Here is a 19,186-nt window from a genome sequence, read left to right as displayed (position 1 = left end):
TCACCATGAATCGCCCGTAGCGCCGGAAACTGCTCCGCTCAAGCATCCTTTTTTCAGAACCCGCGCCAACCGGCGCTGAATAGAGGTTTTCATCTCCCGTTCAGCTTCGCCGCACTACCCCCGGCCTTGCATTCGCCTCAAATTCGAGAAACTTGGGGCATGGTGGCGCCGAGCCTGTTAAACGGGCGGCTGGCGTCGTTGCGCGTGTGTCCACGAGGGGTTTCTATCTAATGCGTATTCTGCTCGCGACCGCGGTGGCGATCGCCCCCTTGATGGCCGCCGCCGGGGCTCAGGCCGAGGTGGTCATTTCGACGGCCCGCACGACCCCGATTTCGACCTCCAACGCCACAGGCACGGCGCCGGACAGCATCCGCCTGGCCAACGGCGGCTCGGTTTCTGTTGCGAGCGGCGCCGCCGTGACCGTCGATTCCAGCCACGGCGTGGACCTGGACAGCGGTTCCACGATCACGATGGCCAAGAGCGCCAACGGCTCGACCGGCATCCTGGCCCTGGGCGGCACGACCGGCACGATCACCATCGGCGGCGGGATCAGCGTCACCGACGATATCGACGAGTACAAGGACACCGACAAGGACGGCGACGCCGACGGCCCCTTCGCTTCAGGCTCGGACCGCTACGGCCTGCGCGTGACCGGCCCCGCCGCCAAGACCGGCGACATTCTGATCGAGACGTCGGGTTCGATTCTGGTCGAGGGCAACAACTCTTACGGCGTTTCGGTTGAAGCGCCTCTGGTCGGAAATCTGACCAACTTCGGCAACATCAACGTGACGGGCGACAACACCCGCGGCGTCAGCGTCAGCGGCCCCGTGAGCGGCAACGTCAGCGTCCTGGGTTCAGTGGCCGCCCGCGGCCAGAATGCAGTGGGCGTTGCGGTGGACGGCGCTGTCGACGGACGCCTCGCGATCCAGGGCACGATCACCTCGACCGGCTATCGCTACACGACCCGCCCCAACAGCAAGCCGACGACCGGCACGGTTCCTGCTGAAACCCTGTTCCTCGAGAACCTCGACGCCGACGACCTGCTCCAGGGCGGACCGGCCGTGCGTATCGGCGGCAACGTCGCCAAGGGCGTCCTGTTCGACGTCGGTCCGACCTATGGCGCCGCCGGGATCGAAGGCGACGACGACGGCGACGGCGTCAAGAACGGCGACGAGGACAACGACGGCGACGGCGTCAAGAACCGCGAGGACGCGGATCGCGACGGCGACGGCCTGCCCGACGCCAACGAAGCCGCCGCAAAGGTCACGTCCTACGGCGCGGCCCCTGCCGTGGTCGTCGGATCGACCGCCAACACGGTCACCTTGGGCCTCGCGGGCGCAGGCAACAACGCCTACGGCTTCGTCAATCGCGGCGAAATCTTCGGCATCGGCGTCTATGACGACATTGCGCCCACGGCGCTTCAGTTCGGTGTCGCCGGCGGTCAAGCCGTGACGATTGAAGGCGGCGTGCGCAACGAAGGCTCCATCGCCGTTCTCGCCAACAAGGCCGACGCCACCGCGATTCGCTTCGCGGCCGGCGCGACGACCCCGACTCTGATCAACACCGGCACCATCAACGCCGCTTCCGCCTCCGATAGCGCGGATCAGGTCACGGCTGTGCGCATTGAGGCCGGGGCGAACGTTTCGTCGATCAACAACGACGGCACGATTGCCGCCACGACGGGCGGCGGCGCCGCCAATACGACGGCGATCGCCGATCTCAGCGGCAGCCTGACGTCGATCACCAATACGCGGTCGATCCAGGCCACCGTCTCGCCGAACGACAAGGGCGACCCGATCACCGGCAAGGCAACAGCCATCGACGTCACCGCCAACACTTCCGGCGTCACCTTCACGCAGAAGGGCATCGCCGGGACCGCCACGACCTCCGATCCGGACACTGACGGCGACGGCGTGACGGATTCGCGCGAGCCCACCACCTTCGGCGACATCAAGCTGGGGTCGGGCGCCGACTTCCTCGACATCCAGAACGGCGTGGTTCAGGGCGATATCTCGTTCGGCGCGGGCGCCGACCGGCTGTCGATTTCGGGCGGTGCCGTGGTTCGCGGCGCGATCAACAATTCGGACGGCCTGCTGGACATCGACATCTCCAAGGGCACCCTCGACGCTCGCCAGAGCGGCGTGACCACCATCAGCAAGCTGAACGTGGGCGCGGACGGGGACCTGATCGTCACCCTCGATCCCGCCAAGGGCATGAACAGCGGCTTCAAGGTCGACGGCGTCGCCAATATCGCCACCGGCGCCGGCCTGGGCGTGAGGTTCAACTCGCTGCTGCAGGACCCCACCCGCTTCACCATCATTGATGCGAACACGCTCAACGTCGGAACCATCGACGCCGACGCCATCCAGGCCAACTCGCCCTACGCCTTCGTCGTCAAGGCCGGCGCCGATGTCGCCGCCGGCGACATCTATGTCGATGCTCGACGCCGTACGGCTCAAGAAGCCGGCATGATCGACGTCGAGGCCGCCGCCTATGACTCGATTTACGGCGCGCTCGACAAGAATGAAGCCATCCGCAACGCCATCCTGGGCCAGACCGGACGCGACGGCTTCTTCGACATCTATGAGCAGATGCTGCCCGACCACTCGGGCGGCCCCCTGCTTTCGCTGGCCAGCGGCGTCGACGCCGTGACCCGCGCCCTGACCGGCCGCAACGCCTCGGCCGCGCCCGGCGAAACCAGCGCCTGGGTTCAGGAAATCAACTTCTACGCCGACAAGGACAAGACCGACTCCTACGGCTTCCGCTCGGAAGGCTTCGGCGTCGCCGGCGGCGTCGAGCGCGGCACCGGCATGGGCGCGGTCGGCCTCACCGCCGCATTCACCTCGTCCGACCTGGAAGATCCCGAGGCTGCGGCCGAGGAAGTCCTGTCGGCCAACCTGCTGGAGCTGGGCCTCTACTGGCGCGCCCAGGGTCAGTATTGGACGACGTGGGCGCGGGCTGCGGGCGGCTACGCCTCGTTCAATGCGACCCGCAAACTGGTCGCCGACGGCATCAACCTGAAGAACGAATCCGACTGGCACGGCTTCACCCTGGCCGCCGCCGGCGGCGCCTCCTATGAGCGCAACTTCGGCCGCCTGAACGTCCGTCCTGAAATCTACGGCGAGTATTTCTCGCTGAGCGAAGGCGCGCGCACTGAAAAGGGCGGCGGCGACGGCTTCGATCTGAAGATCGATGAGCGCGACGGCCATATGTTCTCGGGCGTGGCCGCCGTGAACATCGGCTACGGCTTCGGCCAGAACGGCTGGATCCGTCCGGAAGTCCGCCTCGGCTGGCGTCAGAACTTCTCGGTCGACGCCGGGACGACCATCGCCCGCTTCGCCTCGGGCGGCGACGCCTTCACCCTGGATCCCGCCAGCATCGAAGGCGGCGGCCCGATCCTGGGCTTCCGCCTGAACGTCGGCAACGAACTAGGCATGCTCGCCATCACGGGCGATGCGGAACTTCTGGAAGACTACGTTCGCTACACCCTGCTGCTGCGAGCCAGCTTCAAGTTCTGATCGACCTCGATCTCAACAGAAAAAGGCCGCCGGTTCGCCCGGCGGCCTTTTTCATGAGCGCATGACATCGAAAGCCCTCAGTCTCTTGTGATGGATCGCTCAGCGCCTCTGGCTCTATTCGACCACGACACTCATCAAGCAGGAGCCCCGAATGGGCCGCTGGAACACGCGCAAGCGCATTGATGCAAGCCCCCAGGACGGCCAGAGCCTGGCCCGCACCCTGAGTTGGCCGCATCTGATCGCCATGGGCGTCGGCGCCATCGTCGGCACCGGCATCCTGACCCTGATCGGCATCGGCGCCGACAAGGCGGGGCCCGCCGTCCTGCTGTCCTTCCTGATCGCCGGCTTCGTCTGCGCCTGCGCCGCCCTGGCCTATGCCGAGATGGCGGCCATGATCCCGGCCTCGGGCAGCGCCTATACCTACAGCTACGTGGTCATGGGCGAGGTCTTCGCCTGGATCATCGGCTGGAGCCTGATCCTGGAGTACAGCCTGGTGGTCAGCGCCGTGGCGGTCAGCTGGTCGGGCTACGCCGCCCCCCTGCTGAATGGCTGGGCGGGCGTGCCCATGAGCCTGATGCAGGCGCCGCATGCCGGCGGCGTCGCCAACCTGCCGGCCCTCTTCATCATCCTGGCGGTCGCGGGCCTTCTGATCGCCGGCACGCGCAAGAGCGCCAGCCTGACCATGATCCTGGTGGTGGTGAAGCTGTCGGCCCTGGCTGTCTTCGTCTGGTTCGCCCTGCCCCATTTCGACGTCGCCAATCTGGAGCCCTTCAGCCCCTACGGCTTTGCACGCAACATGGGCGAGGACGGCATCGAGCGCGGGGTTATGGCCGCCGCCGCCATCATCTTCTCGGCCTTCTACGGCTTTGACGCCATCGCCACCGCCGCCGAGGAAACCCGCAACCCCAAGCGCGATCTGGCCATCGGCATCATCGGTTCGATGTTCGCCTGCGCCGCCATCTATACGGTCATCGCCCTGGCGGCCCTGGGCGCCACGCCCTTCATCCGCTTCGCCAACAGCCCCGAGCCCCTGGCCCTGATCCTGCGCGAGATCAACCAGCCCGGCGCCGCCCGCTTCCTGGCCGTGACCGCCGTCATAACCCTGCCGACCGTGATCATGGCCTTCTTCTATGGCCAGAGCCGGATCTTCTTCGTCATGGCGCGCGACGGCCTGCTGCCCCACGGCCTGTCCAGGGTGTCCAAGGGCGGCCGTCCGATCCGCATCACCCTGTTCACGGTCGCCATCGTCGGCTGCATCAGCCTGTTCCTGCCGCTGGACGAGATCGTCGCCCTGGCCAACGCCGGCTCGCTGGTGGCCTTTACGGCGGTGGCGGTCTGCATGCTGATCATGCGCCGCCGCGCCCCCGATGCCCCGCGCGGCTTCCGCACGCCCCTGGCCTGGATCGTGGGCCCGATCGCCATCGCCGGCTGCCTCTATCTGCTGGCCAGCCTGCCGCAGAAGACCCACCTATGGTTCCTGTTCTGGAACCTGGCCGGCGTCGCCGTCTATCTGGCCTATGGCCGTCGCCACAGCCTGGCGGGACAGGCGTTCAGCGCCGACCGCGCCTCGCCCGAACACTAGTTTTGCGTGGAAATGGTAGGCGGCGACGGGTTCGAACCGCCGACCCTCTCGGTGTAAATCGCCCCAGATGCCATTTCAAGGCTTTTCATCACATTACAAAACTCGCCTAAGTGACTGAACATAAAAGAATTGGGGTTTGCACACCTGTGCACGGGTTTGCAGTGAATCTTGCACCGACTGCCCCCCTATTGCCCCCCTTGATGGTAGGCTGGGCGCGTCTGATTTGCTCAGGACGTAGCCTCCATGCCAACCCAGGTCATCACGACAGATCGCCAGATCGTCGGCCTCAAGCCGCTCGACTGTCGGTTCGAGCGCCGTGTTTCCGGCGCCCGAGGTCTTAGCCTGCGGGTCTGGCCGTCTGGCCTGAGGCAGTTCGAGGTTCGATACGCGGTCAAAGACGGACCTCGGCGTAGGGTGATCCTTGGCGACTATCCCGAGGTGTCGCTTGCCGATGCACGGCAAAAGGCGACCAAACTCAGGCTTGAACTTCTCAAGGGCGTCGACCCCGTCGCGGAGCGCGCCGCCGCCCAGCTTCCCGCTCCGCCCCAGGACTCTTTGGACGAAGTCGCGGAGACCTACTGGGCTGCAGCGGAGCTGGGTCTGCATGGCGGTCGCCGAAGGCCCAAACGTCCAAGGACGATCGCCAACGAGCGCCACCTCTGGAAACGTCATATCTCGCTATCTCTCGGTACGACGGCACCGCGCGATTTGAAGCGCGCCGAGGTCAAGACCTTCATGCGCTCGCTCGTCACCGAGCGGCGGCTCTCTGCCGCCAGCGCGGCTTCGATTGGCGGGCTTCTTCACAGCGTCATGGCCTTCTGTGTTCAGGAGGAGATGATCGATGCCAACCCCGTGGTCGGACTCGCTCGGCCTCTGGCCCTGGTTTCACGCGACCGGATGCTGGACGACGCCGGACTGAGGCTGGTTTGGGACATTGCGCTGGACGGCATACAGCCACGACCGCCCGGCTATCTCAATGTCGGCCTTGCGGCGCGGCCCGAGCCAGTCATGGCGCTCGCCATCCAGTTGCTCATGCTCACCCTGACACGCCGCAACGAGGTCGCGGGCGCGCGAAAGGCAGAGTTCGACCTGAACGCCGCGCTCTGGGTGATTCCGGCGGACCGGGCCAAGGCCAACCGTCAGCACGTCGTCCCGCTAAGCCCGCAGGCTCTGGAGGTGCTCGGTGCAGCGATCGCACTCGATCCCGACAGCCCCTTCGTCTTCCCCTCCCCGCGCGTCGCCGATCAATGCATTGACGAGCAGGCGATCACGCGAACTTTTTCGCGCATCTTCGAGCGCAGGAAGCTGCCGCTTCGATCGCCTCATGATGTCCGCCGAACGGGCGCGACGACCTTGACGGGGCGCTACGGCGTCACCCGTTTCATCGTCGGTCTCGTGCTCGGCCATACGCCAAAGGACGGCGCAGCAGTCACGGCCGTCTACGACCGCTATACCTATGTGCCGGAGAAGCGCGACGCTCTCGTCAAATGGGCGGAGCACCTTACCGGAGCGCGATCCGAATCCACTGCTGCTTCGGCTGCCGACGAAGCCAGTGTTCCGGGGCGAACCGCAGACCTGGAGGCGGCCAAGGTCCGTGCGCTCGCGCTCTGCGTCGATGGCCGGACGCAGCAGGCGGTGCTGACGATGTGCATGGCGGCCAGTCGGGAGGGCTCGGTCTCACCAGCCCACCTGGATTTGCTTTCAGCCGTCGGCCTGGACCTCGCCAGTCGCAACGACTGGTCAGAGCTGGAGGCGTGGATCAACGGCTTCGGGTGAGGAGCCGTGATCGAAAGCTGGACGGCAATGCAAGGATTAGATCGCGGTAAACAAGGAATCTAGTGGCTCAGAGACAGAAGGTCGCGTGCCATCAATGCGCGCTGACCACCCCGGATTCCCCCGATAATGTGCAAGGAATTTAAACCAAAAACGCTGCACGAATGACTAGGCGCGTCCATGTTCACGCCTAGAGGTGGTCATGTCGGCCTTGAACGATCTGAAGAAGCGGCTGCGACCCGGTCAGGTCTATCGTCGCCAGGACCTCGCGAAGTGGTCCAATGCGGTGGACCGCCATGTGCGGCAGCTGCTCGACGAAGGCCGGCTCGAGAAGGTCTCCGGCGGCGTCTACATGGCGCCCCGCCAGACCCGTTTCGGCAAGGCGCCCGCCAAGCCCGAGAAGCTGGTCGAGGCCTTTCTGAAGGACGACGGCTTCCTGATGGTGTCTCCGAGCGCGTTTAACGGCCTCGGGGTCGGTTCGACCCAGCTCTACAACGAGCCGGTGGTCTACAATCTGAAGCGCCATGGTCGGTTCAAGCTGGGCGGCCGGACCTACGACTTTCGCAAGAAGTCATCTGTTCCCGCTCGCCTGACCCAGGAGGTCCTGCTCGTCGATCTGCTGCAGACTATGGACCGGCTGGCGGAGGACAAGGCCGAGCTCCTGCCGAGGGCGCTGGAGCGGGCCCGATCCATGGATCGGGTTCGCCTTGCCAAGGCCGCGCGCGACTTCGGTTCGGTCCGGGCCGGGCGGCTCGTGACCCAGGCATTCCAGGCGGCCTGAGGAGATGACGCTTCTTCACGACACCGACGACTATGCGATCCTGATCGAGGTCGTCGCGGGCGAGATCGCGATCGATCCCGGTCTGGTGAAGAAAGCCGGGCCCTAAACGTTCGCCTATACAACCGGCGCCATCGTTTGATCGCCCAACGGTTCAGCCCTTGCCGCGCAACCAGGCCATAAAGAGGTTGAAGACCACGCCGCCTGAGGTCGAGCGAATCCTGCGGGCGTGGCGGCCCTTGCCGCGATAGACCTCAAAGCCCGACTGCCCCGTCATGGAATCTGCCCTTTCTTCGCGCTCCAGATGCGTGATTCCGCAATGCCAGTCTGGCCCATCTCACGAGGCGAGGAAACGGGCTATCGGCGCCAACCGTCGCGCGACCAGGCGACAGTTCGGCCCGCTCGGCGAGAGACGAACCGAACTGTCTATGAAGGCGAGGTCGGTCGCCTCCATGGCGTCATCTTAAGGCAAAGCTTGATCGGCTAGAAGCCGAAGTCGATCTGGTCGACATGGACAGGACGTCCGCGCCGCTTTGGTGCAGACGGCCTCGCAGGCGTGTTCGTCGAAGCCTTCAACGTCTCCTGTCGATCGCAGGCTTCGTTCGACGTCGCCGCCACGGAACGCATCGGAGCCCGCCGCGGCATGCCGGGCAACCGCGGCCTCGAAGGCGGCGCCAGCGGCTTGGCCGCGCCCCGCGTACCTTTCCAGGCCGTGAGTTCGCTCTCCCACCAGCCGACTCGGCCCGGCGACACCGGCACCGGCGTCGGAAAATCACCGCTCTGCTGCATCCGCCACGCCGTGGTCCGGCTGATGCCCGCAATGTCCCGGACCCGATCCCAGGGCAGCAGCCGGTCCTCCGGTCCGCCGGTATCGACGGATTCACCATCCACCCGGAAGCTCATGGCGCGAGGCCCAGCCCGTGATCAGCCCTTCTGGCGAGGGCTGCATGGAGAAGACGGGCGTCGTGCTCCGCATCCAGGCAATCCCGTCCCGCCCAGGCCTCGATCACAGCCTTCAGGGCGAAGCTCGTCGTCGGGTCCGCAAGCAGCCCGTCTAGCGTCACAGGTTCAATGGCGCTCGTTTCAGGCACGGCTTCGGCCCCTCGCCGCCGCCGGCGCGCCGGTCCTCACCTCGGTGATCTGGGCTTTCGCCCAGTCCCGCAGAAGTCCGCGCGGGTAATAGGGCCTGGAGCGAATATGGCGGCACGGCGGGCCGTGGGATCCTGTCGACCAGAGGCGCGCCAGGGTAGCTGGCTTGAGCCGGACGCCCAGCAGCGCCAGAAAGGCAGAGGCCTCGGCACGCGTCAGCAGATCATCCTCGCCAGACGGCGCCGCAGGACCCGCAACATCCGGGATCATGGCGTCGCTCCTTCCGACCGGCACTGACGTGAATTGACGACGGCCCGCCCCGCGCTCAGCGCGAGATAGCATTCGATGACGGCGGCGACATAGGCGCGGGTCTCGGCGATGTCGGGGATCCGCCCCAGACGCGCTACACGCCCCGGCCCAGAATTATAGGCCGCCAGAGCCAGTCTCAGATCGCCGAAACGTAGGATCTGACGGGCCAGGTAGTCCGCCCCTCCTCTCAGGTTTTCAATGGGATCGAAGCGGTTCCTGACACCCAACTCGAGCGCCGTGGCCGGCATCAACTGCGTCAGACCGGCGGCGCCGACCGGCGAAACCGCATCAGGCCGGTAGGCGCTCTCCGTCACGACCAGGGCGTGCAGCAGTTTCGGGTCCAGCCCGTGGGCGGCGGCGGCATGGGCGACCGCCTCCCGGAACGGCTGGTCCAATGGCCGGAGCCTCGGGGGCGCCTCTCCCTCTCCCTCCCCGGCGCCGGTCGCCACAACCTCGTCCGCCGGCGCGCGGCCGAACAGGTCGCCGCCCGCCGCGCTCCAGTTCACGCCTTGAGCCCGGGCGCTGCCGCAAGCCGCCGCCATCAGCAGCGCGGCGATCATCACTCTCACCATGTCAGGATCTCCCTGTAGACGCCGACCACGTCGGATCGACGCACCGGCCCGAAATACCGGCTGTCGAAGCTCCCCGGCGTATCGCCGAGGAGGAAGACTTCGTCCGGTGCCAGGACGCGGCACTCGCGCCAGGCCGGCAGAACTGCGCCCCGTCGATCCCGGTCCGGCGCTCTCGTATGCCGCCCCGGGGTCTGCACCCCTCCATCGGCGACGCAGACCCGGTCTCCTCCGATCGCCGCAACCCGCTTGAGCAAGAGAACCTCGCCCGGCATACCCAATCGCTCGAGATAGGGCCTGGCCGTCCAGGGCTGGGGAACCGCCACGACCGCGCCCGGCTCGATCCTCATGCCCGCGCGCAGGTAGAGGCCGCGCGGCAGGCTGGGGCTTTCGTTGATCAACGCCAGAGCCGGCCGTTCGCTGCCGAACGACATGGCCGCCAGGAAGACGCCGACAGCCGAGACCGTCGCCCTTCGCCGCATTGTTCGCTGTCCTGTCATGACCTGTAGGGCTCCAGGATCAGGTCGCGCGTGATCATCACCCGGACCGGCGCCCCTGGCTGAAGCCTGATCGACGGACGAACCTCCAACTCGCGATCCACCAGCCGGCCGCCGACCTGCGCCCCCTCGATCGCGGCCGCATCCCCGGCGTCGCCGAGCCAGCCGCCCGAATTCCGACCGCTGTCGTCCCGGGCCATCTGGCCCAGGGTGGTCACGGCGCCTGCAAAGAGGGTTCCGACCAGGAGGGGAAACAGTCTGCGGTCGACCTGCCCCCGCACCCCGATCGCCCCTTGGGCGTCCACGCCGGGTTCACCGTCCAGGAGCAGGCTCTTTCCGTTGGGCAGGATCAGGCGTTCCCAGACCAGGAAGGCCCGGCGGTCGCCATAGGCGCTTTCGCCCTCATGGCGACCGATCAGCCGCGCTCCCTGGGGGATGAGCAGATGGCGTCCGCTGACGGTGTCGAAGACGTTCTGGGTCACCATGGCGACGACCGGCCCCGCGCGCGCCGTGTCGACGCCGGTCAGCAGGGCGGCGGCCACCACAGCGCCGGCCTTGAGCTCAAAGGGCGACAGGGGCGCCGCCAGCACATTCTCATTATAGACAGCGCCCCGTCGCCCGTTCGCCGCAGAAGCCTCGCCCGCCCGCGGCGCCGACGCCACAACCGGCTCAGCGACCGATGAACTCCCGCCCCTGCCAGCATCGAAAAACAGGGCAGAGCGCGCCGCCTGGTCCGCGGCGCTCGCCCCCGTGGACCTCGGCGTCGGCGGCGGGCGATAGGCCTGAGCAGGATAGGCGGAGGCCGGCGTCGCCACGGCCGAAGGTTCAGCCGCTTCCGGCGCCGCCCCGCCGCGAGGGTCCGGGAGCCGGTCGTAGCTCGAGGGCTGGCGAGTGACGATCTCGGTCGGGCGCACCAGGCCGCGCCCCTGCTCCGGCTTCTTCTCTGCGGCACGTGCCTGGGCGCCCGCGCGAAGCTCGGGCTGGACCACGAAGGCCCAGGCCAGGGAGCCCGAGACCAGGATGGCGCCGCCCATGACCACGGCCTGGACGACCGACTTCCGAAGCCGGATCACCGGTGGGCGAGGCGCGCGCAGGGAAAGGCCCGGCGCCGGCTCCTTCGGCTGAGGCGCGTCTGCTGCTGGATCGGGCTTCTCAAGGTCGGTCATCGGCCCGCTCCCGCAAGTCGATGGATGCGCACCACCTGGGGCCGGCGATCACCCAAGCGCAGTTCGGCGCGGTCGAACAGGCGGTCGACCACGAACAATCCGCCCTGCTGCCGGTAGTTGACCATCTGGGCTTGGCCGTCCGGCGCCAGCACGAACAAGACCGGCGCCTCATCGACCTGCAGGTCGGCGTCGAAGGCGATGAAGGTGCGCGTGCCGTCGTTGAAGACCGACGACGGCGTCCAGCGCGCGCGCCGTCCCCGGGGTTCGATACGGTAGCGGGCGTCGAGCGGTCCCTGCGGCGTCACGAGCGGGTCCGCTCCCTTCGGTCCTTCGACAATCACCCCGGCTGCAGACGGCGCCGGTTCATCCCAGGCGATAGCCGCATTGAAGGCGTCAGCCGGGCCGCTCTTCAGGTCCAGCAGATAGACCCGGAGATTTGTGGTCAGGACCAGGTTGGTCTCCAGCCCGCGTTCGAGCGGCTTCAGCAGGACATGGGTTCGGCGCGCCGCACCCGATCCCGACGCTGCCTCGCCGATCTGCCAGCGGATCGTGTCGCCCGCCGCCTTGGAGACCAGGGTCTCGCCCTCGCCGAGCGTCAGGGTGGTGACGCGCAGAGGCGCCGTCCAGACCTCGAACACCCGCCCCGGCGACCAGGCGAAGACCTGGACCCCGCCGACGAACCCATCTGCACGAGAGGGCGATCGCGCCGCCTGGTTGGCGATGGCGATGGCGGCCCGTCCGCTCGGGCCAACCCTCGTTTCAACGACTGGCGGCGGCGGCCCGATCGTCGCCGCCAGATAGGGGACCTCTGTCGGAGAGATGACCGGCTCGTCCGGCACGACGCGCACTTCTTCGAAAGCCGCCAGGACGACTTCTTGAGCCAGGCCGGGTTCGGGCGAATCCATCCCGCCTCCAGCAAGGGCGGCGCAGCCGGCGAGCAGCGATCCAGCCGCCGCCAGCGTGAGTGTCGGGGTCAGGAGGCGTCGGGGGTCCATGATACGTCCTCGATCTTCAGTCCCAGGGGGTTCTTCATCAGCTCGGCCTCGGTGCGGGGCGGCTGGAGGCCGGTGGTGATCAGCGCGCGCCAGCGTTCGCTCCCGGCCTGCTGGCCGTTGACGAAGCGGGTCTCGCGCCATTGCAGGTCGTAGGTCCGCTCGGTGCGGCGTACGACGTTGAGGACCTCGACGTTGACCGCCTCGCGCCCGGCGTCGGCGAAGGGGTCGTGGGTCTGGGCCCAGGTGTTGAGGAAGGCCGCAGCGCGAGGCGTCATCAGGTCATAGGCCCTCAGCCAGTTCTGCCGGATGACGATGGGGTCGATGCTCTTGGAGCGGACGTCGCGGATCCAGCCGCCGAGCGCATGGCCGACCTGGGCCTCGCTGGGTTCATAGAGGCCGCCGATGGCGGTGATCCTCTGGGTCTCGCCCCAGTCCGACACCTCCACCACAAAGGGTTTGACCACGGCCCGGTCGGCCTGGACCCACCAGCCCGCGCCGAGGAAACCCGCCATGACCAGATTGGCCAGGGCCATGCGCCGCCAGTTGCGGGCATGGGCCAGGGACAGACCCATGCGGTCGTCCCAGACCTGGCCGGCCCGCTGGTAGGGCGTCGAGTCCGGGGCGGAGGTTCGGGCTCTCCGGGGACGGAAGAAGGGATGCATGGCTCAGGGCTCCTCGGTCTTGAGGGAGGGCGACAGGACGCCGCTGGTCTCGCCGGACGGCATCAGGCCGCGTCCGGCATTGGCGACGAAGAAGGCCTGGAGGGCTGCAGATCGGCCCTGCGGTCTGCTCTTCGCCGGGGCGTCGCCACCCGCCGCCGCTCGGTGGAAGTCCCGGCGCGCCGCCTCGGCCTCCCGGGCGATGGTTTCGGGCTTCCGCCCAGGACCTGCTCCGCCCGTCGAATCCGGATTGCTTCCGGCCCGGTCCTTCCCGGACGTCGACGCCGGCCGCGGCTCCGCAGCCGATGCCGATTCCCCCTGCGGGCCGGCGTCCGGTGACCAGGCCCGCAGGGCCTCGCTGACGCCGGGGCCTCCAGGCGCGGATCTCGGGCCCGACGGCGAAGGGTTGTCATTGGAGGCGCGCGCCGGCCCGCCAGGCCTGGGCGAGGCCGGAGACGACGGAGGGGACGAAGGCGAAGACGGGGGTGAAGGCGAGCCCGAACCGGAGGGCGGCGCCGAACGCCCTGCCCCCGCGCTTGACGCCGCGCGTGCCGGACCGGCCAGACGCGCGGCGGCCCCGCCTGCTCCGACCAGGCCGACGCCCGTCAGGAGCCCTGCGCCGCCGACCGCCAGCCCGCCGGTGATGAGCGCGCCCGCGCCGAGAGCCGGACCTCCGGTGACCAGGGCCGAGGCCAGGTTGGGAATGAATACGGCCAGCATGGCCAGGAGGATGGCGGCGACCAGAATGGTCAGGGCTTCGTAGATGTCGGGATTGGCCGAGGGCTGGAGCTGGTCGAAAACGGTCCGCGCGCCCGACACCACAATGGCCAGGGCCAGGACCTTGAGGCCCGAGGAGACGACGTAGCCCAGCGGCCGTTCGGCCAGGAAGGCGGACTTGCTCCATATGCCGAAGGGCAGAAGGATGAAGCCGCCCAGGGTCACGATCTTGAACTCGACCAGGGAGACGATGATCTGCAGGGCCAGGACCGCAAAGGCCAGCATGATGCCGATCATGGCCATGCCGAGGATCAGGGCGTCGGTCAGGTTGCCGGCGATGTCGAGCGGGTTGTTCACCGGCGCGGGCGTGTCGCCCAGGGCCTTCACGATCCGCCAGCCTTCCGCGAGGATGGCCCCGGGGTTGAGGAAGTCGGCGCGGCTGAGATCGCCCCCGCCTGCCGTCAGCCCCAGCTCGAGAAAGCCCGCGTAGATGGTCTCCGACAGGGCCTGCCAGTCATTGATCAACCAGGCGAAGGCCCCGATCAGCAGGATCTTGCCGAAGCCAGACGCCAGGACCTCCCGGTTGGGCGACAGGGCCCACTGGATGCCGGTCAGGGCCACGACCAGGGCGATCAGCAGGCCGAAGATGCTGTTGACCGGACCCTGCAGGGCCGAAAAGCCCGCCGAGACGGTGTTGGAAAAGACCGCCATCAGCTCATTGGGGGTCTCTACGCCGACAGATGCCGCCATCGCCCTGCCCCTCAGTTCCGCGCGTTCGACAACGGGTCGAAGGCGGGCGGGTTGGGGACCGCAACCGGCCGCGACCAGGTCCGGCGGCGCGCTTCGGCTCCGGCTGTCCGCTCGGCGGCATCCCGGGCCGCGCCCTCGGACAGCAGCCGGGCCTGGGCCAGCATGATGACGCGCAAGGCAGCCAGGTCCTCGGCCAGCACCGCCAGCATCTGATTGGAGGACTGGACGGCGGCCGTCTGACCCTGGGCGGACTGGCTGGCCTCAAGGGCCCCGGAGAGACGCTCGCCCCGTCCCTGCCCCAGCCGTTCCAGATCGGCGGCGGTCCGGGCCAGATCCTCGGCCGTGCGCCGCGCATTGGCGGTCCGGCCCCGGCTCTGTTCCAGCAGACGCAGGGCGTCCGCCCCTGACAGGTCTTCGGGATAGAGGTCCGCAAACTGCCGCTCCAGCCCGTCGACCGAGGTCGCAAGCCCGCGCGCCGTCCGGGCCAGTTCAGCCATGTCCTGAAGCGCCTGGCTGTTCCCGGCCAGATGGCTGTAGGGCGAGGCCGCCAGGCTCTTCGCCTCATTGGCCAGACTCTCAAGCTGGCGCGCGGCCTGCAGCGCATTCTCCAGATGATTGCGCGGGTCGAACACGACCTGCTGGGCCTCGACCGGCCCCACGAAGGCCAGGGCCGCCACCGCTGCGGCCAGGCTGAGCCGCCTACTCGGCCGCCAGCGGCGGGGCGAAGGCGTCGAAAACGGAATCCACATGTCGCACTCCCTTGGCTTTGAGGAATTCACGGGCGAAACCGGCCTCGCCGGATCGCGACAGCACGGCGTCGATGAGGGCCTGATCCTCAGGCGAGCCGGCGCCGCACAGGGCCAGGGCCACGCCTGACAGCCGAAGATCGAACAGCCGCCGCCCCTGGGGCTGACGCCAGTAGTAGGCGCGCTTGGGCGCGGCGAAGGTGATCAGCTCCAGCTGGCGTCGGTTCAGGCCGAAGCCGCGGTAGAGATCGGCCGACGACGGCTCCAGCGCCCGGGGATTGGGCAGGAAGACCTGGGTCGGACAGGATTCGATCAGGGTGGCGGCGATCGGCGAAGCCGCCACATCGTCCAGGCTCTGGGTGGCGAAAACCACGGCGACCCGCTTCTTGCGCAGGGTCTTCAGCCATTCGCGGATCTTGGCCGCAAAGGCCGTCTCGCCAAGGAAGAGCCAGGCCTCGTCCAGCACCAGCAGGGTCGGCCTGCCGTCGAAGCTCTGCTCCATATGATGAAACAGGGCCGAGAGCACCGGCGCGACCGCCGAGGGCGTCGCCATCAGGGCCTCAAGCTCGAAGGTGTCGAACCGGCTCGGGGCCTGGCTCCCTCCGGCTCCATCCAGCAGAGCGCCGTGCGGCCCTTTCAGGGTCAGAGCCTCAAGGCCTGCCGCCACGGCCTTGTTCTGGACCAGGGCGCAGAAGACGGTCAGCGTCCTCTGCTCCACGGGCGCCTCGCCGAGCGCCGCCAGGGCCGCCCATATCTCCTCGCGCACCGCCGGCGTGGGCTCAAGACCGGCCTGGCGCACCGTCTCGGCGATCCATTCGGCGGCCCAGGCGCGTTCGTCGTCTGCGTCGATCCCCGCCAGGGGCTGAAGGGAGAAGGCCGCCCCCGGCTCCAGCGCCCGCCAGCAGCCGCCCGCCGCCAGGGTCGCCGCCCGCGCCGAGCGCCCCTTGTCGAAGAAGACCACCCGCGCGCCCGGATAGCGAAACCACTGCAGGGCGAGGAAGGACAGCAAGGCGCTCTTGCCGGACCCTGTCGGCCCCACGACCATGGCATGGCCGACGTCGCCGACATGGAGCACCAGGCGAAACGGCGTGGAGCCGGTCGTCCGGGCGACTGCCAGCGGCGGCCCGTCCAGGCAGGCGTCGCCTGGAGGTCCGGCCCAGACCGCAGAGACCGGCAGGAGGTCAGCCAGATTGAGGGTCGAAACCAGGGGCCGGCGCACATCGGCATAGGGCTCGCCCGGCAATGAGCCGAGCCAGGCCTCCACGGCGTTAAGGTCCTCGATCCGCGCCGTCAGCCCCTGGGCGTTGAGCGCCGCCTCGATCGCCCGGGCCTTGGCCGCTGCGCCCGCCTCGGTTGGATCCATGACCGTCACCGTCAGGGTCAGGTAGCCGAAGGCGCAGGCCTCGGCGCCCAGCATCTCCAGGGCGCCGTCGCACTCCTCCGTCTTGGAGGCGGCGTCGGTGTCGATCAGAGGCTGCTCCTCGCGGGTGATGGCCTCCCTCAGCAAGGCCCCGACGCCCTTTCGCTTGGAGAACCAGCGCTTGCGCAGCTTGACGATCTCCCGCTCGGCCTCGGCCTTGTCGAGACCGATCCAGCGGGCGGTCCAGCGATAGGCGAAGGGCAAGGCCCCGAGACCATCCAGCAGGCCGGGCCGGGTCGCCGAGGGCAGGCCCCGCACCGACACTGTCCGCAGCCATTGATCGCCGAGCCGGGGCGCCGTCCCGCCCGTCAGGCCGGCGTCCGCCAGCCAGACGTCGAGAAAGACCGGCGTCTCCGGCGGCCGCACCGGATAAGGGTTGGGAGAGACGCAGGCGTGCAGCCAGGTCAGCAGGGCCGCGTCTTCCAGCGGCGTGATTTCCGGCAGGGCGTCCGCCAGCAGATCAAAGGTCGCATCGGCCTCTCGCCGGAAGGTGGCCAGGGTCTGGCGCCAGTCCTGGCCGGCCCGGGCCAGGCCGTCGAACAGCCACCGCTCCAGCCGCCGCGTCTCGTCGGCCGGCGGCAGCCAGGTCAGGGCCAGGCGGAAATCCGTTTCAAAGGCCGGTTCGGCGTCCTCGAACCGGTCGCGCCGTTCGGCGTCGACCAGCCAGGCCGCTTCGGCCTCGAACGCGCTCTCGGGATAGGCGGCCGCAGGCCGACGCTGCGCCTCCACATGCAGGCACCATCCGGTGCCGAGGCGCTTCAAGGCGTTGTTCAGCCGCGCCCGGACCGCCATCAGTTCCTCTTCGGTCGAGGACTCCAGATCCGGCCCCCTGAAGGAAAAGGCGGTGGTGAAGGAGCCGTCCTTGTTCAGAACCACGCCGGGCGATACCAGAGCGGCCCAGGGCAGATGATCCGCCAGGCTGGCGGGGCGACGGCGATGTTCGTCGAGGAAGCGCATGGCGGCCTCACGCGTCCAGATGGCCAGGCAGGGCCAGATGGCGCCGCAGGACATCGAAGAAGCGCCGGTCCGCCCGCGCCGCCCACAGGCCGACGGCATGGGCGACGGCCCACCACAGGAGACCCAGCCACCAGATGCGCAGCGCCAGACCCAGCACCATGGCCGTCGTGCCCATGAGGATGGCGTAGTCGCGCGGCATGCCGGCCATCAGCACCGGCTCGACCAGGGCCTGGGCCACAGGCAAGTCCCAACCTTCGGGCTGCAGGGCGTCAAGGGAGCGGGCCATCAGGCGATCTCCACCCCGCCGGCGAAGCCGAAGAAGTCGAGGAAGAAGGTCGAGGCCGCAAAGGCGATGGTCAGCCCGAACAATATGCCCAGGGCCCGCCGCATGGAGGAGCCGCTCTCGCTCATGGCGACGCCGGCCCCGAACAGGACCACGGCGATGACCGCGGCCGCCTGGACGACCGGGCCGGTGATCGACTGAACCACCTGCTGGATCGGCCCTTCCCAGGGCATGCCCGATCCGCCCGCCAGGGCCGTGCCCGCCGCCAGAAGACCGCTGGCCAAGGCTGCGCCGAACAGGCGCTGTCCCACTCTCCGCTTCATGATCCGCCTCCAAGGGTTCAGCGCATTTCAGCGCGCCGCACCCCATTGCAAGCAAAACAATCCACAGGCTGTCAATAGAAAATATTGGGGTATTTCAGAGAGTTAAAGTAAGTTTTTGAGCGACTGGTTCACGAGTTTTGAAAGCGTCGCCGCGAGTTGAGCCATCCGGTAAAGCCCGACCTGCGACCTCGAGCGATGGCGAAGAGCGGCGCGGGCGGGGAAACCTCAAGCCGGCGCCCGCCTCGGCTCCTACTCATCTTCCATAGCCATTTGGCCTCAGGGTCGCCGATCAGGAGCGACCGGCGCCGCCTGCCAGAATTTAGCCTCAATCTATATGCTAGCCGCAGGGTCCCGGATTCACCTCAGGCGCCCAGATGCACCCCCTCATTCACGACCAGACCCTTGCGCGCTCCGACCTTGAGGCTCTTGCCGGCGGCAAGATCAGGACCCTGAGCGAATGTGTTTTCAATGATGTCGACCTGTCCGGCCTGAATCTGAACGGCCTTCTGTTCGAGCGCTGCAGCTTCAAGGGAGCGGACTTCACCAGCGCCCAGCTGGAAGACACGCGCTTTGCCGGCTGCCGCGGCGCCATGGCCAATTTCACCGCCGCCAGACTGGATGCTTCGACCTTGAAGTCCTGCGACCTCAACAATGCACGCTTCACCGGCGCCAGCCTCTCGGAGACGGTCTTCACCGGCTGCAAGCTGACGGGGGCGGACTTCTCGCGATCGCGGCATGTCGGGATCACCTTCATCGAGACCACCCTGGCGTCCGCCCGCCTGCCCGGCTTCTCCTTCCGGAACCAGACCCTCGAGACCCTCGACTTCAGCCATGCGGATCTGGCGGGCGCTGACTTCAGGGGCGCGGTGCTGAACTCATGCAGCCTGCGCGACAGCCACCTTGTCGATGCGCGTTTCGACAACGCCGACCTGAGGGGCGCAGACCTCGGCGGCCTACGCCTGAACGACGCCCGGCGGTTCAAGGGCGCGACCATCTCGCGCGTCCAGGCCGGCGCCCTGCTGGCCGAACTGGGCCTCAAGGTGATCTAGCCCACA

17 protein-coding genes are annotated in these 19,186 nt (G+C 68.0%); 5 read left to right on the top strand and 12 right to left on the bottom strand.

Annotated elements, in window-relative coordinates; translation table 11 throughout:
• Window positions 1-230 precede the first annotated feature (230 nt).
• The 4 genes from AC3IS2_RS06665 to AC3IS2_RS06650 all read left to right on the top strand — a co-directional run bounded on the left by AC3IS2_RS06665 (window position 231) and on the right by AC3IS2_RS06650 (window position 7,654).
• Window positions 231-3,518: an autotransporter outer membrane beta-barrel domain-containing protein gene (locus AC3IS2_RS06665; RefSeq protein ID WP_489199865.1), complete on the top strand. Its 3,288-nt coding sequence runs from the start codon at window positions 231-233 to the stop codon at window positions 3,516-3,518.
• Between the two features lie 151 nt (window positions 3,519-3,669).
• Window positions 3,670-5,100 carry an amino acid permease gene (locus tag AC3IS2_RS06660; protein WP_489199864.1) on the top strand — a complete coding sequence of 477 codons (1,431 nt, stop codon included), beginning with the start codon at window positions 3,670-3,672 and terminating at the stop codon, window positions 5,098-5,100.
• Window positions 5,101-5,343: 243 nt separating this feature from the next.
• The gene (locus AC3IS2_RS06655) at window positions 5,344-6,876 is read left to right on the top strand and encodes a tyrosine-type recombinase/integrase (RefSeq protein WP_489199863.1); all 1,533 of its coding nucleotides are present in this window, start codon (window positions 5,344-5,346) and stop codon (window positions 6,874-6,876) included.
• 199 nt (window positions 6,877-7,075) lie between these two features.
• Complete coding sequence (locus AC3IS2_RS06650; protein ID WP_489199862.1) at window positions 7,076-7,654, top strand: hypothetical protein; 579 nt, start codon at window positions 7,076-7,078, stop codon at window positions 7,652-7,654.
• 151 nt (window positions 7,655-7,805) lie between these two features.
• Here the strand turns inward: AC3IS2_RS06650 and AC3IS2_RS06645 are convergent, their stop codons facing one another.
• The 12 genes from AC3IS2_RS06645 to AC3IS2_RS06590 form a co-directional block, all read right to left on the bottom strand.
• The gene (locus AC3IS2_RS06645) at window positions 7,806-7,928 is read right to left on the bottom strand and encodes a hypothetical protein (protein ID WP_489148820.1); all 123 of its coding nucleotides are present in this window, start codon (window positions 7,926-7,928) and stop codon (window positions 7,806-7,808) included.
• Between the two features lie 206 nt (window positions 7,929-8,134).
• Window positions 8,135-8,554, bottom strand: a complete 420-nt coding sequence (locus AC3IS2_RS06640) for a helix-turn-helix transcriptional regulator (protein WP_489199861.1) — start codon at window positions 8,552-8,554, stop codon at window positions 8,135-8,137.
• A gap of 452 nt (window positions 8,555-9,006) precedes the next feature.
• Window positions 9,007-9,609 (bottom strand): lytic transglycosylase domain-containing protein, encoded by a 603-nt coding sequence (locus tag AC3IS2_RS06635; protein ID WP_489199860.1) that lies wholly within the window; start codon window positions 9,607-9,609, stop codon window positions 9,007-9,009.
• Window positions 9,610-9,614: 5 nt separating this feature from the next.
• Window positions 9,615-10,100, bottom strand: a complete 486-nt coding sequence (locus AC3IS2_RS06630; RefSeq protein ID WP_489199859.1) for a S26 family signal peptidase — start codon at window positions 10,098-10,100, stop codon at window positions 9,615-9,617.
• A gap of 14 nt (window positions 10,101-10,114) precedes the next feature.
• Window positions 10,115-11,281, bottom strand: a complete 1,167-nt coding sequence (locus AC3IS2_RS06625) for a TrbI/VirB10 family protein (RefSeq protein ID WP_489199858.1) — start codon at window positions 11,279-11,281, stop codon at window positions 10,115-10,117.
• The gene (locus tag AC3IS2_RS06620) at window positions 11,278-12,186 is read right to left on the bottom strand and encodes a TrbG/VirB9 family P-type conjugative transfer protein (RefSeq protein ID WP_489199857.1); all 909 of its coding nucleotides are present in this window, start codon (window positions 12,184-12,186) and stop codon (window positions 11,278-11,280) included. Before AC3IS2_RS06620 ends, AC3IS2_RS06625 begins: the two co-directional genes overlap by 4 nt.
• Before the next feature lie 68 nt (window positions 12,187-12,254).
• Entirely contained in the window at window positions 12,255-12,848 is a 594-nt protein-coding gene (trbF, locus tag AC3IS2_RS06615) for a conjugal transfer protein TrbF (RefSeq protein WP_489199856.1), read from the bottom strand.
• A 93-nt stretch (window positions 12,849-12,941) separates the two neighbouring features.
• Window positions 12,942-14,402: a P-type conjugative transfer protein TrbL gene (trbL, locus tag AC3IS2_RS06610; RefSeq protein WP_489199855.1), complete on the bottom strand. Its 1,461-nt coding sequence runs from the start codon at window positions 14,400-14,402 to the stop codon at window positions 12,942-12,944.
• Window positions 14,403-14,413: 11 nt separating this feature from the next.
• Complete coding sequence (locus tag AC3IS2_RS06605) at window positions 14,414-15,151, bottom strand: TrbJ/VirB5 family protein (RefSeq protein ID WP_489199854.1); 738 nt, start codon at window positions 15,149-15,151, stop codon at window positions 14,414-14,416.
• On the bottom strand, window positions 15,102-17,525 hold the full coding sequence (gene trbE, locus AC3IS2_RS06600; protein ID WP_489200110.1) for a conjugal transfer protein TrbE: 2,424 nt from the start codon (window positions 17,523-17,525) through the stop codon (window positions 15,102-15,104). Before trbE ends, AC3IS2_RS06605 begins: the two co-directional genes overlap by 50 nt.
• A gap of 7 nt (window positions 17,526-17,532) precedes the next feature.
• Window positions 17,533-17,811, bottom strand: a complete 279-nt coding sequence (locus AC3IS2_RS06595; RefSeq protein ID WP_489199853.1) for a VirB3 family type IV secretion system protein — start codon at window positions 17,809-17,811, stop codon at window positions 17,533-17,535.
• Complete coding sequence (locus AC3IS2_RS06590) at window positions 17,811-18,131, bottom strand: TrbC/VirB2 family type IV secretion system protein (RefSeq protein WP_313105080.1); 321 nt, start codon at window positions 18,129-18,131, stop codon at window positions 17,811-17,813. The genes AC3IS2_RS06595 and AC3IS2_RS06590 overlap by 1 nt, the downstream gene beginning before the upstream one ends.
• Window positions 18,132-18,505: 374 nt before the next feature.
• On the opposite strand from AC3IS2_RS06590, the gene AC3IS2_RS06585 reads away from it, so the two are divergent.
• Window positions 18,506-19,180: a pentapeptide repeat-containing protein gene (locus AC3IS2_RS06585; RefSeq protein ID WP_489199851.1), complete on the top strand. Its 675-nt coding sequence runs from the start codon at window positions 18,506-18,508 to the stop codon at window positions 19,178-19,180.
• The last annotated feature ends 6 nt before the right edge of the window (window positions 19,181-19,186 follow it).

The sequence above is a fragment of the Brevundimonas sp. KH_025 genome (genome assembly GCF_057839885.1).
The sequence above is the reverse complement of the archived record's forward strand: the minus strand, read 5'-3'. Positions and strand labels throughout refer to the sequence as shown.